The 13429-nt window shown below is 35.6% G+C and carries 10 protein-coding genes and 1 pseudogene; 8 read left to right on the forward strand and 3 right to left on the reverse strand.

The features are described 5' to 3' along the window. The first annotated feature begins 40 nt into the window (after positions 1-40). Positions 41-1486, forward strand: coding sequence for an aminotransferase-like domain-containing protein (locus ACIP9G_RS00605; protein ID WP_401016602.1), 1446 nt, complete (start codon positions 41-43; stop codon positions 1484-1486). A gap of 395 nt (positions 1487-1881) precedes the next feature. On the opposite strand, the gene ACIP9G_RS00610 is transcribed toward ACIP9G_RS00605, so the two are convergent. Beyond that, entirely contained in the window at positions 1882-2337 is a 456-nt protein-coding gene (locus tag ACIP9G_RS00610) for a hypothetical protein (RefSeq protein ID WP_401016603.1), read from the reverse strand. A 147-nt stretch (positions 2338-2484) separates the two neighbouring features. Here ACIP9G_RS00610 and ACIP9G_RS00615 point away from each other — a divergent pair, with 147 nt between their 5' ends. Next, positions 2485-2718 (forward strand): hypothetical protein, encoded by a 234-nt coding sequence (locus ACIP9G_RS00615; RefSeq protein ID WP_401016605.1) that lies wholly within the window; start codon positions 2485-2487, stop codon positions 2716-2718. 65 nt (positions 2719-2783) lie between these two features. Continuing rightward, a pseudogene (locus tag ACIP9G_RS00620) lies at positions 2784-3371 on the forward strand (aminotransferase class I/II-fold pyridoxal phosphate-dependent enzyme); the annotation flags it as partial. A 367-nt stretch (positions 3372-3738) separates the two neighbouring features. Here the strand turns inward: ACIP9G_RS00620 and ACIP9G_RS00625 are convergent. Further along, positions 3739-4317, reverse strand: coding sequence for a hypothetical protein (locus ACIP9G_RS00625; RefSeq protein ID WP_401016607.1), 579 nt, complete (start codon positions 4315-4317; stop codon positions 3739-3741). 283 nt (positions 4318-4600) lie between these two features. On the opposite strand from ACIP9G_RS00625, the gene ACIP9G_RS00630 reads away from it, so the two are divergent. After that, positions 4601-4834, forward strand: coding sequence for a hypothetical protein (locus tag ACIP9G_RS00630; RefSeq protein ID WP_401016609.1), 234 nt, complete (start codon positions 4601-4603; stop codon positions 4832-4834). A gap of 187 nt (positions 4835-5021) precedes the next feature. Further along, positions 5022-6197 (forward strand): oxalate decarboxylase family bicupin, encoded by a 1176-nt coding sequence (locus ACIP9G_RS00635; RefSeq protein WP_401018131.1) that lies wholly within the window; start codon positions 5022-5024, stop codon positions 6195-6197. A 56-nt stretch (positions 6198-6253) separates the two neighbouring features. Here ACIP9G_RS00635 and ACIP9G_RS00640 read toward each other — a convergent pair whose 3' ends face one another. Next, complete coding sequence (locus tag ACIP9G_RS00640) at positions 6254-7405, reverse strand: MFS transporter (RefSeq protein ID WP_401016611.1); 1152 nt, start codon at positions 7403-7405, stop codon at positions 6254-6256. 98 nt (positions 7406-7503) lie between these two features. On the opposite strand from ACIP9G_RS00640, the gene yeiL reads away from it, so the two are divergent. From yeiL to ACIP9G_RS00655, 3 genes are all read left to right on the forward strand, one after another. After that, positions 7504-8169 carry a transcriptional regulator YeiL gene (gene yeiL, locus ACIP9G_RS00645; protein ID WP_401016613.1) on the forward strand — a complete coding sequence of 222 codons (666 nt, stop codon included), beginning with the start codon at positions 7504-7506 and terminating at the stop codon, positions 8167-8169. Between the two features lie 598 nt (positions 8170-8767). Continuing rightward, positions 8768-9748 carry a diaminopimelate dehydrogenase gene (locus ACIP9G_RS00650; protein ID WP_401016615.1) on the forward strand — a complete coding sequence of 327 codons (981 nt, stop codon included), beginning with the start codon at positions 8768-8770 and terminating at the stop codon, positions 9746-9748. 460 nt (positions 9749-10208) lie between these two features. Then, entirely contained in the window at positions 10209-13397 is a 3189-nt protein-coding gene (locus ACIP9G_RS00655) for an AfsR/SARP family transcriptional regulator (protein ID WP_401016617.1), read from the forward strand. The last annotated feature ends 32 nt before the right edge of the window (positions 13398-13429 follow it).

The following is a 13429-nucleotide window of genomic DNA, read 5'->3' on the forward strand; positions in this document are numbered from 1 at the left end:
TTGGATGGTATTTCACCCACCCAATTTATGAGGTGAAAATATGAATTGGCAACCAACCAGACATGGGGATAGGACTTTACAGCAACAAATTGTAGCATGGGCAACAGAGCGCATTGAGCGAGGGGATTTGGTTGCCGGTACGAAGTTACCTACGCAAAGGCAGCTTGCGATGCAACTAGGGGTGAACAGAAGTACTGTTCAGCAAGCACTAGAAGAATTAAAAGCAGCGGGCATACTGGAAACGACAGTAGGCTCAGGGATTTATGTTGCGAACTCTTCCTGGCATTCCTTAATTAAACTAAGACAACCGAATTGGCAAACTTATATTGAAACAAGTCTTCACAAGCCAAACTATCATACCATTCAATTGATCAACGAATATGAACAAAGGGATGATATTATTCGCTTAGGAACTGGAGAGCTTGCACCAAGCCTTTTGCCAACGAGCGAAATGGAGGCATCCTTAAAGGAGTTATCCCTACAGCCGAAAGCTTTAGGGTATTCATCTCCTCAAGGCAATAAGCGTCTGCGCGAAGCCATTTGCCAATATGTACAAAAAAGAGGCATACAGGCTGAACCTGAAAATGTTTGTATCGTTTCTGGTGCACTACAAGCGTTGCAGCTCATTGCGATTGGTTTGCTAGAGCAGGGGTCTATCGTATTTCAAGAAAAAACGTCCTATTTAAATTCAGTTCATCCATTCCAATCTGTCGGCATGCAAATGATGGCAATCGATCGTGATGAACAGCTCGCCCAATCATTAATGCACAAGAAAAGAAAAAGACAGGCTGTTTTTTATGCGGTACCTACATTAAATAATCCAACTGGAGAAGTGTGGACTTCGCAAGAAAAAAGGCAACTCTACGAGGCATGCAAACAATCTCGTATTCCTATTATTGAGGATGATGTCTATCATGAATTACTTTTTCAAGAGGAATCTTCAGCAATTAAATCAATGGATGATAGTGGGCAAGTTTTATACATTGGCAGTGTTTCCAAAACACTCAGTCCTGGACTACGCATTGGCTGGTTAATCGGACCAATAACAGTAATTGAACGATTAGCAGATATTAAAATGCAAACTGACTATGGTTCTAGTGCCATTTCACAGGAAATTGTGTTGCACTGGCTGCAATCAGGAAAGTATGAACGCCATATTAAAGTGTTACGACAAGAGCTCCAGCAGCGGGCAAACTTTGTTGAAAAATTATTAAATGAAAAATTTAAAGACTGTGCGAGCTGGGAACAACCAAATGGAGGTTTCTATATTTGGTTAAAATTTCACGCACCGATTGTTGATAAATCATTTTTTATGAAGCTATTGCAGTTAAATATCCTCATCAATCCGGGTTATATTTATGATGCTCAAGATAACCAGCATATCCGACTTTCATATGCTTATGCATCACGAGAAGAATTGCAATACGGGATAGAGATGATGTATCGAGTAGCTAGAGAATCTTTGAGCAAAACTGCTGAGGGATAATCATTATTTAAACAGAACCTTTTAAGGGTAGTTTTTGTTTTTATTTAATAACAAAAAATAGTGCTTTGTATTCATAGTTCTCATCTTAAAATAAAAAAGCCTTATAAAGGCTTTTTATTTACAGTTTAGTTTTCACAGCAACCAACCACCCATCTAATTGACCATTTACATGGGTAGGATACATTGTTGTAACGGAAGTTTCTGATATAAATTGTCCATGAAGCAAGTTTCGTATTTTACCTATTGATTTTCTTACTTTTGGATCAAATCGCCAATACCCTGAATAGCCAGGTTCTATTGTCATTGTGTGTGAAGAATTGATACTTCTAGAGTTTGAAAAAGTATATGAAACTCCATTCTCTATTGATCGAAGTTGCAAATGAGTAAGGCTTGTACTAGTAGAAAAAGTTTCTGTATTCATAGGAGAGAGTAAATGTATCAGAACCAGGTCCTGGATTTTCCTGAATTATGCTAGCGCGCTTCCCGAATATTCTTGTTTCGTAGTTGCTAAATTCATTGTAAATATGGCTCCAAGTAACAGCCAACGGGGAAATTGTCGGGAAAGAGTCTTGAGCATATTGAAATTCATTTTTTTCATTTTCCTCCATTAGAATAAACTCTTCAACAGAAATAGATTCAACTACTTTTCCGCCTTCAACCCTGTATATCTCGTCGATATAACCATTTTCTCTTATATCAAAGTATTTAAGGGTTTCCGTATCATAAAAAATATTTGGGTTTGTAGTTTTATGCATATTTTGTAATTGACTATCATTCCCTGAAGCTGCGACAGTAAATACAATAGAAAATATTGTAAAAGCTGATAAAAAGGTTAAAATAGTAGATTTCACATATATTCCTCCCTTTAAATGATTGATATATAAATGATTTTAAGAAAAATGGGGAAAAAATCAACTTCATTTTTTTTGAATATTTCGTGTATATTATTTTTTATAAAAATGATATACACTTTTTTAAAAATTGAAAGGGAGGATATTATGGAAGACAAAATTATAGGGACACTGTTTTTGGTTATTGCGGCTATTTTAATTTCATCTCAGTATATTGTTACGGCTGTCATCGTCTCGAATTTAACGTATGTAGGTCGGGAAGCATTCTATAATTCATTTTTTGATTCAGGCTATATATTATTTCTGTTCAGTATAATATTTTTTATCTTGGGTGTTGTATTAATAGTGAGAGGGTTTACAATTCATAAAATTGATGAGTAAATTGCAGACAAGTTTATTTGGCTAGTTGTTCGATCCAACAATAACGGATATTAAAATGCAAATACATAATTGAAGATGATGTCTATCAAGAATTGAATTTTTACGAAGAATACTTATCAATTAAGTCACTGGATGATAGCTGACAAATTTTATTCATTAGCAGTGTTTCCAAAACACTTAGTCCTGGGCTACGCATCGGCTGGTTAATTGGACCAATAACAGTGATTGAACGATTAGCAGATATTAAAATGCAAACAGACTATGGTTCAAGTGCCATTTCGCAGGAAATTGTGTTGCACTGGCTGCAATCAGGGAAGTATGAACGCCATATTAAAGTGTTACGACAAGAGCTCCAGAAGCGGGCAAGCTTTGTTGAAAAATTATTAAATGAAAAATTTAAAGACTGTGCGAGCTGGGAACAACCAACAGGAGGTTTCTATATTTGGCTAAAATTTCACGCACCGATCGTTGATAAATCATTTTTTATGAAGTTATTGCAGTTAAATATCCTCATCAATCCGGGTTATATTTATGATGCTCAAGATAATCAGCATATTCGTCTTTCATATGCTTATGCGTCACGAGAAGAATTGTACTATGGGATAGAGATGTTAGTTCAAGTGGCAAAGTCGCATTTGAAAAAATTGTACTAAAAAAATCTCCTATGTATATTGAGGGATATAAAAAAGCGTTTTGTATCGTGAAAAAACGAAGCAAAACGCTTTTTTTAGATATATTAATTGGCTAGTATCAACAATTACTTATCCATTATCTGCAAAAACCCTAAGTAGGATAGAATGCCAGTTAATATAAAATATAATGTCGCTGGAATAGCTCTTTTTTTTGGAGTATTGTATTTACGACTCAAAAAATATTCAAAAGAAAATATGTTTAACACCATTAGAATATAAAGTATGACAGTAGGGTAGATGGTTCGTGTGATATGATATATGGTTAGACACGTAAATAGAAAGATAGTTGAAAAATTAACAGAAAGTTGGTATTTCTTCAAAAAAGTTTTTAGTTTGGACATGCAAGTGACCCCAAATAGTAAGCCGCAGCAATACCAGTCCCAACTGTCCAACCTACTGGTCCTGAAATACCTAATAATAGACCTGCTCCTGTAGTAGCTGTTACATGTGCAAGACCCAAGCCACCTAACCATTTACTACATGATCTTTTTACGATACGTGGTGCAGTCTCAGTTCCATATTGAATAAGATTTCTAGATTTAACTAGTAATTCTGTAGTTTCGCCATTTCCGTTTTCGTCAGCTAATTTAGTATTTATGTCAGCTATTGCGGAACTAATTTCATTTACAGTAATTATAGAATTAATATTTTGTAATTTTATCTCCATCTCAGCAATATTAGAAAGTGTAAAAACACCTACACCATCTTTTCTTTCATAAGATACATGATCTGCTATAATTTGAACTTCTTCAAGCTGTTGTTCAGAAAATATTGCATTGTCAGTAGCTTCAACTATATTTGTATTTTCCACTGCTTTAGTCTTGCTAGGGTTAAATGGCACAATAACTAAATTTGAAATTAAAGACATTGAAACAATCGTTACAATCGACTTTTTTTTCGAAAACATACTATCCCTCTTCTCTTTTCATTAATATACTTCCATATGGAATAGTGGTGTTGGCATTTTGGTGCCTTTTAGTTAATTGAATAGCTGAGGCGATAAGGAAAGCGATGAAAAAATTTAAAACTATTAAGTGGTTAAAAGATGAAATTTCATATATATTCCTCCCGTTTAATAGTTGATATATAAATAATTTTAAGAAAAAATAGAGTGATTTCAACTATTTTGAATATTTCGTTTATATTAAAAAATAATATACACTTTTCTAAACATTGAAAGGGAGGATAATATGGAAGACAAAATTGTGGGCGCATTGTTTATTGTTATCGCAGCAATTTTCATAGCAACACAATATATTGTGACGGCAATCCTAGTCTCAAACTTACCGTATACAAGTAAGGAAGCCTTCTATCAGTCATTTTTTGATGCTGGCTATGTGTTGTTGCTTTTCAGTTTAATTTTCTTAATCGTAGGTATTCTTTTATTGGTTCGAGGTTTTACTCAACATCAAATGAATAAGTAATTTTTTTAAATGCAAATACATACAGGTTCAAATACCAGCCCTACTTTTGACTAGCTTTGGTCAAAAGTGGGGTTTTGTATTTTTAATCAATACAAGTGCTGAACCTTACATTAAAAGAATAAAACAAATGATGCATCATACATTTTATATAACGACTACTTGATGAAGAGGTGAATAGTTGGATAACATGCCAGAGGGCTATTATTATGTTCCGCAGCCTATTCGCAATGATGGTGCGGGAGGGGTGGATAAAGGGCCGCGAGATATTATGCGGGATTTAGAAAATCCAGATATGCTAGTACCCCCAATAACAGATGCAGGCCTTTTACCAAACTTGAAATTTTCTTTTTCTGATACACATATGACATTAAATAATGGGGGGTGGTCTCGAGAAATTACTGTGCGAGATTTGCCAATCGCCACAACGTTGGCAGGTGTCAATATGAGTTTGACTCCTGGTGGCGTCCGTGAGCTTCATTGGCATCAACAGGCGGAATGGTCCTACATGCTTCTTGGTCATGCTCGCATTACAGCCGTAGATCAAAATGGGCATAATTTTATTGCCGATGTCGGACCTGGAGATTTATGGTATTTCCCTCCAGGTATACCTCATTCCATTCAAGGGCTTGAAGATGGCTGTGAATTTCTATTAGTGTTTGACGATGGTCATTTTTCAGATTTGAATACATTATCTATATCTGACTGGTTTGCGCATACGCCGAAAGATGTGCTGTCATCTAATTTTGGTGTTCCGATGAATGCTTTTAATCATATACCAAAAGAACAAGTGTACATTTATCAAGATAAAGTCCCCGGACCTATTGAAACACAGCAAGTACAATCCCCCTACGGTAAAATTCCTCAAACATTTAAGCATAGTCTGCTTGCCCAAACGCCAATAAAAACACCTGGTGGCAGTGTGAGAATTGTAGATTCCACGAATTTTCCAATCTCCAAAGCTATTGCCGCAGCACTCGTCGAGATTGAGCCTGGTGCAATGAGGGAGCTACATTGGCATCCGAATAATGATGAATGGCAATATTACCTGCAAGGAACAGGTCGCATGACCGTGTTTGCAGGAAACGGTACAGCTAGAACCTTTGATTATCGAGCGGGAGATGTAGGATACGTGCCGTTCGCAAACGGTCACTATATTGAGAATACGGGGACTGAAACATTATGGTTCCTTGAAATATTTAAAAGTGATCGATTCCAGGATGTTTCATTAAATCAATGGATGGCGCTTACACCATCTGAATTAGTAAAGAGCAATTTACACGTTGATTCTGAACTTCTCCATGCTTTACGCAAGGAAAAATGGCCAGTAGTCAAATACCCTGGATTTTCTTATTATCCAAAATGAACATATAGAAAAGCAGGTGAAGGAAGATTACATAGTCTTCTTCACCTGCTTGTTTATTAATACTGTAATTTATTTCGAGTAGCTAGCAATATTCCGATTGCCGGCACTGTACAAATCAGCATTGCGGCAAAGGCAAGACCAGGGGAAATCTCGTATAAATAGCCGCCTAAAAATGTAAGAATGGCCGTGCTTAACCCCATTGCAAGTGCTGAGTATAAGCCTTGTGCATTAGGAATTTGTTCTTTCGGTAGGTTTTTCGTTAAATAACCGATAAAGGCAAAGTGTGCAAGTGCAAAGGATAGGGCATGTAATACTTGTGAGCCAATAAATACCCAAACGTTTGGAAATAAGAAGATGAGTAACCAACGTAATGACGATCCACTAGCCGCTAGCAACAATAGTGAAGATGAGCGCCATTTATTAAACAGTGTATCAGCCTTCATGAAATATAAAATTTCACAAATAACCGCGATGTTAATAATCATGCCCATATAAAATGGATCAACGTGTAAATCCTCTAAATAAATATAGCCATAACTATAATAAGATGCGTGTGCACCTTGTAATAAAATAACGATAAATAACACTATAGGAAAACCTTTAATACTCCATAATGTTTTCATCGATAGTGATTTTGCTCGTTGTTCTTTCGTTGGTACAATAAGTAATTCTTTTGGTGTTGCCATTTGTTGCATTAATAACATACCGATGATACCAAGGATCATACTCCAAAAAATAATTTGTTTGCCGAAAACACCTGTTAACATACTAATAATGAGTACTGCTATAACGAAGCCAAATGATCCATAAGAGCGGCTTTTACCGTAATGCACGTTGCCATGTTGTACTAGCGTTGCCGCGCTGCTTTCCACGGCAGGTAATAGAGCAGGATAAAAAATACTAAATAAAATAGTTACAAAAAGAAGTGCGATAAAACTAGTACTTGGAATGTAAAGTAAAGCCGTTAGCAGTGCTCCAATTGCTAAAATTGTAATAAGTCGTTTATTGTGTACGTATTTTGCAAGGATTGGAAAGAAAAAAAGATTTGACGTTGCACGAGCCAAAAGACCACAGCCCATTACGACACTCGCTTGAGATACGGTAAGGTGCTTCGCATCGACGAGCCAACCTGTCCAATAAGGTAAGAAAATACCCCATGTAATAAAAAAAGCAAAGAAATTTTGAGAAAGCCATCGTTGATTGTTCATAAAATTTGGTACCTCCATTTAACTATGTTGAATAATAGCATGTTCCCCGCTACAATAATGTGAGATATCTCATATTTTGAATAGGAGTAAATAAAAAAATGCAAAAACTTACAGGTGAAGAACGTTCTTACTATATAGAAAATTTTCAAATTGATGATTTTTTTTCGTTCGATATTCATCCATATATAGAAATATGTAAATTTGAAAAGGGAGAATGGATTTTTAAAGAAGGGTCTTTTCCAGATACGATGTACTATATGATGGAGGGGAAAGCCAAACTGTATATGACACATAAAAATGGGAAAGTTTCACTGATTGAATATATTGAAGCACCATGCTTTATGGGAGAAATTGAATTGTTAAATGAGGCGAGATACACAAAGGGAATTCAAACCGTGACAGAAACGATCTGTTTATCAATTGCTACACAGGCATGTAAAGAAATGTTACTCGCGGATGCACCTTTTTTACGTAAATTATGTGTATTTTTAGGTGAAAAGGCATCTAAGATGACATCAAAATACACTCAAAATCAGGCATATCCACTGGAAAATCGATTAGCGGCTTTCATACAGCTTTCTTCTGACAAAGGTATTTATAAAGAAAAACATACGGAAATATGTGAGTATTTAGGGGTTTCATATCGGCATTTGTTATACGTACTTGCTCAGTTTTGCGAGGAAAATATTTTAAAAAAACAGAAGAATGGCTATCACATTATAAATGAAAAACGGCTTTTTCAATTAGCACAAGAAATTCAATAAATAATATTTAGCAAAAAGCACAGTTGCATCGTGCTTTATTGTACTCACTTTTTTTAATGAACCAGCGAGCTATTTGTTTTTCACTATGGTAAAAGTTATGTGCTTTGTTACTATCACGTTCAATTATTGGGGCGGATAAAGGCATATTGGCAGGACAAGGTGTTTTTCTCTTCGCTCGCTGATTACTGAAGTATTTGCTTGTAGAATATCTTAACTTTACCTCGACTGGAATCCTCCATGGTGAAACAAAAATGACGTTATCTTTGGGATTTAAAAAAAACGCTGTTTTACATAGTGAATAACAATTACCTTTCATTCAACATGCCCCCTTTATCGTTATTTATATTGTACAAGACCTATGTTGCAAAAAGTCTTGATTTACAAGCCTTTTACGAAAACTTAATGGTTCGTTATGTTTTTTAATAATTTGTAACCGTATTCATGCCATTCATGTATAGAAATCATAGAAAACTTGTATAATTTCACGAGAAAAACACGTACTCAAACTATTGTGAATTTTTCTAACTCAAAGTATTATTGTAATTAGATTTAACGTGAAAGGTTTCACATTGTCACGTTAACGTGAGGAGGAATTTTAATGAGTGCAATTCGAGTAGGTATTGTCGGTTATGGAAATTTAGGGCGCGGTGTAGAATTCGCTATTTCGCAAAATCCAGATATGGAATTAGTAGCAGTTTTCACACGTCGTGATCCTTCAACAGTAAGCGTTGCAAGTAACGCGAACGTATATTTAGTAGATGATGCTGAAAAATTTCAAGACGACATTGATGTAATGATTTTATGTGGTGGCTCTGCTACTGATTTACCTGAACAAGGCCCACATTTTGCGCAATGGTTTAATACAATTGACAGTTTTGATACTCATGCGAAAATTCCAGAGTTTTTCGAAGCAGTTGACGCAGCAGCTCAAAAATCTGGTAAAGTATCTGTAATTTCAGTAGGTTGGGATCCAGGTTTATTTTCATTAAATCGTGTCTTAGGTGAGGCTGTATTACCAGTGGGTACAACGTACACATTCTGGGGTGATGGCTTAAGTCAAGGTCACTCGGATGCAGTTCGTCGTATTGAAGGGGTAAAAAATGCTGTTCAATATACTTTACCAATCAAAGATGCTGTGGAACGCGTACGAAATGGCGAAAATCCAGAGCTTACAACACGTGAAAAACATGCACGTGAATGTTGGGTAGTGCTTGAAACGGGTGCAGATTCGGCAAAAGTAGAGCAAGAAATTGTTACAATGCCAAATTATTTCGATGAATATAACACAACTGTAAACTTTATCTCTGAAGAAGAGTTTAATGCAAATCATACAGGTATGCCACATGGTGGTTTCGTTATTCGCAGTGGAGAAAGTGGCGCTGACGATAAACAAATTCTAGAATTCTCATTAAAACTTGAAAGTAATCCAAACTTCACATCAAGTGTTCTTGTAGCGTATGCTCGTGCAGCACACCGTTTAAGCCAAGCAGGCGACAAAGGGGCAAAAACAGTACTCGATATTCCATTCGGTCTGTTATCTCCAAAATCAGCTGCGCAATTACGTAAGGATTTATTATAATTAAAGCTCAAAACCCGATTATCTATAAAGATAGTCGGGTTTTTTTAGTTTATATAAAATAAGAGTCTGGGAAAAGTAATCGTTAATTTTCTCTTATGGAGAAGAATTTGCAAAAAATACTAGTTGATGGTAGCGAAGGTGATGACTCCAGCGGGTGACGCACAATACGTAAGCCGCAACAAAGTGCACGTAGCGAATGTGACGGCTTACGATGTGCCCGTGGAAAGCCTCCACCGTCAACGACATAGCATAAAAGTGTTAAATTGATTGCAGTTAATCTAACACTTAATCTCTTTTATCTCACATAAAATACTAGGATTGCAGAAACAATTCATTGGAATAATGTAAAACTACATATAGTATATGGTAAACTGTCAATAATTTAACTATTCGAAAAGAATGGCATGTAGTTTATGTCACAACCCGTATTACTGTAATTATGGGGAGGTAAGTGTAAGTAATGACAGCAGATATTATTATTCAATCGAAATGTATTCCACCTAGTCCATCTAATCATTGTATTCGTAGAGCGTCATTAATGAAAAAACTGAAAAAAGGTCTTGGACATACTTGTACATTTATTCATAGCGGTGCTGGATATGGAAAGACCACTATTCTTGCACAATTTTTACATGCGGAATCAAGTAAATTCTCTTGGTATAGTGTTTCTGAAGAGGACGATAACATATTACCCTTTCTAAGACATTTATTTTATAGTATTAGACGAATTATACCGCTATTTGGTGAACAATTTGATAATTGGAATCAGCTATCACGTTTTCCAAAAATCGAAGAATTGAATCGGTGGTATAAGCTATTTGTTAATAGTTTATGTGAGATACAAGAGAACTTTTTCGTCGTTATTGACGACTACCATTTAGTAGACCATGAATTTCATATTAACTATGTAATGGAGAAAATTATTGAATTTTCACCTCCAAATATTCACTTTATTTTTGCCTCTAGAACATTACCGAATTGGGATATTATTAGAAAACTAAAAATTCACATGAAAGCACATTTTATTACAGAAGCGGATTTAGCATTTACAGATGAAGAAATTGCCGTTTTTTTTGAAGATTATGTAGCAATACATCTTTCAGAAGATGAAATATCGAAAGTATTAAATATTACAGAAGGTTGGGCAATTAGCATTGCATTGCTAGCTGAGCAATGGAACAATGAAGCATTAGATTACTGGTTAACGATTCATTCAAATGATCTGTTTTCCTACCTATCAGAAGAAGTATTTTTAAAGATGCGTAAATTCGAGCAAGATGCACTACTCAATTTAGCTATTTTCCCTACTTTCTCAGTGGAATTAATTACGCAATTTTATAATAGAGAAACCGCCGACACGCTAAAACAGTTATTGAAGAAACATCTGTTTATTCAACCAGTTGCTGAAAATGGCTCCTATCGTTTTCATGCGTTGTTTAGCCGATTTTTAGAAATGAAGTGGAAGCAGTTTCCGACAAAGTATGTGAATTTGCATAAAAAGGCTGCTTTATATTACGTTAATCAAAACAATGTTCATGCTATTTTACATCATGCATTTAAATCAAATGATGCAAATTTTAGTGGTGAACTACTGCAAAATCATGCAGAGAGTATTGTAAAAGCTGGACAGTTTGAATGGCTATTAGAGAAAATTCATCGTTTTTCGACTGATGTAAAAATGAAGTATTACCGTTTGTATTTTTTTGAAGGGGAGTGCCACCGATACCGTGCCTATTATGAAAAAGCGAAACAAGCTTACGAAATGAGTGAGCAGCTTGCTAGAAATAATAATGATGCGCTTTTTATGACGAAGGCACAGGCTGGATTAGCGCACATTTATCTTGATACAATTCAGCCTGCTTTAGCAGAGCCCTATTTAAAACAAGCATTACAATTAGCTCCTGTTGCGGCATTAAGCAAGGAAGAACATGTAGAATTACAACGACAGTATACTGAAAATCTAGTGAATTTAGGAAAAGCGCAAAAGGCAAAACAATTTATAGAAGAAGTAAATTTAATTGAGGCTGTTTTATATAGAGCAAATGTTGATGTGCGGATATTGTTAAGAACGGGACAGCTGTTGGAGGCAAAAAATCTATTGATTAAAAGATTGGAAATGCCCCCTCAATTGGTAGCCACACATAGGGAAAGTGAGCTCTTAGCATCGTTCGTTTTCGCCTTATTAGGTCAAGGCGAAGAAGCTTGGTATTCTGCACAGCATGGTATTCGGAGAGGGGAACGTGAAAAGTCCATTTTTATCGAGGCAGTTGGCTATAATCGAAAAGCTCATGCTTTACTGTTATTAGACTACCCTAATTATGTAGAGGCTTGTGATGCTTATGAGAAAGCTATTGCGCTAATGAATACAATAAATATTTCACGAGTAAAGGCTGAACCTTATATGGGACTTGCAATTGCCAAACATGCACTAGGGGATTATGTCGCTGCTCGGAAGTACTTAGCACTAGGCTTACAGGAAACGGAACAAGTTCAGGATGCTTGGATGACAGCACTTATTTTACTTGCTGAAGTAAAAGTGATGATTTCTTGTAATGAATGGCAAGAGGCAAAACAAATTTTATCAAAGGCACAAAAGCTATTCCTTGATTGTGGTGATCGATATGGGGAAATGCATGTTTTTTTCTACCAATCTGTTATTGCCTTTAAAGAGAATAATGCAGTAGCATTTACACATTGTTTTCAGCATTTTGCTAGTTATTGTATGAACAATGGCTACGATTATTTTTTTCAAAGAAAAACGATTCTCGGCCCAACGAATTTAACGATTTTTTATGAGCTATTACAGTATAGTGAGAGCTGTAAGGAACACCATACAGCGATTCTTGCGATGCGGAATTATTTTCAAATGGAAGGGAATATCGTTTATCCTGCTGATGAAATGCAAATAAATTTATTTGGTAGTTTAAATTTAATTAGAAATCATCGCAAATTAGGAGATAAAGAATGGCAGCGAGAAAAGTCGAAGGAGCTTTTTGTCTATTTATATTGTCATCGCCAAAGGTATATGCCCAAAGAGGAAATTGCACAAGCACTATGGCCAGAGCGGTCAGTAGAAACATTGGATCGGGACTTTAAAGTAGTTTTAAACACTTTATTAAAAGTGCTTGAACCGAATCGAAATGCTCGTCAAGATAGCTTCTTTATTCATCGTAAAAATAATATGTATCAGCTACAGCATATTCAATTTTTGCATATCGATGCAGAACGTTTTCATTATTATTATGCACTAGGTATGGAAGAATTTGATCCACTATTGTCAGATGAATGGTTGCAAATCGCTGCCCATAGTTACACAGATGTATTATATGCTGAAAAAAAGCAAATCGATTGGCTGACGCAAGATCGTGATAAGCTGCAAACTTTATATATTGAAGTACTTGAACGATTAGCTCAAAATGCAACACGACAACAACAGTTTAAACAAGCTATTTTTTATGCCGAAAAGATGATTCAAGAAGATGTACTTTGGGAAGAAGGGTATCGTCTTTTAATGTATAGTTATTATCAATTAGGAAACCGATCTCTTGCATTAAAATGGTATGAAAAATGTGTGCAACAATTACAAAAAGAACTCAATACATCACCGATGGAATCGACAATGGCTGTTTTTGATTTAATAATGAATTAGCACACTTATACGTTGAAATATTGGAGGGGCAT

The sequence above is a fragment of the Lysinibacillus sp. NPDC093197 genome, from assembly GCF_044754025.1.
Classification (GTDB): domain Bacteria; phylum Bacillota; class Bacilli; order Bacillales_A; family Planococcaceae; genus Lysinibacillus.

What these genes read in the sequence shown, in the direction of transcription:
- ACIP9G_RS00605 (WP_401016602.1), top strand. Translation starts at nt 41, where the DNA reads ATGAATTGGCAACCAACCAGACATGGGGATAGGACTTTACAGCAACAA.
- ACIP9G_RS00615 (WP_401016605.1), top strand. Translation starts at nt 2,485, where the DNA reads ATGGAAGACAAAATTATAGGGACACTGTTTTTGGTTATTGCGGCTATT.
- ACIP9G_RS00625 (WP_401016607.1), bottom strand. Translation starts at nt 4,317, where the DNA reads ATGTTTTCGAAAAAAAAGTCGATTGTAACGATTGTTTCAATGTCTTTA.
- ACIP9G_RS00630 (WP_401016609.1), top strand. Translation starts at nt 4,601, where the DNA reads ATGGAAGACAAAATTGTGGGCGCATTGTTTATTGTTATCGCAGCAATT.
- ACIP9G_RS00635 (WP_401018131.1), top strand. Translation starts at nt 5,022, where the DNA reads ATGCCAGAGGGCTATTATTATGTTCCGCAGCCTATTCGCAATGATGGT.
- ACIP9G_RS00640 (WP_401016611.1), bottom strand. Translation starts at nt 7,405, where the DNA reads ATGAACAATCAACGATGGCTTTCTCAAAATTTCTTTGCTTTTTTTATT.
- yeiL (WP_401016613.1), top strand. Translation starts at nt 7,504, where the DNA reads ATGCAAAAACTTACAGGTGAAGAACGTTCTTACTATATAGAAAATTTT.
- ACIP9G_RS00650 (WP_401016615.1), top strand. Translation starts at nt 8,768, where the DNA reads ATGAGTGCAATTCGAGTAGGTATTGTCGGTTATGGAAATTTAGGGCGC.
- ACIP9G_RS00655 (WP_401016617.1), top strand. Translation starts at nt 10,209, where the DNA reads ATGACAGCAGATATTATTATTCAATCGAAATGTATTCCACCTAGTCCA.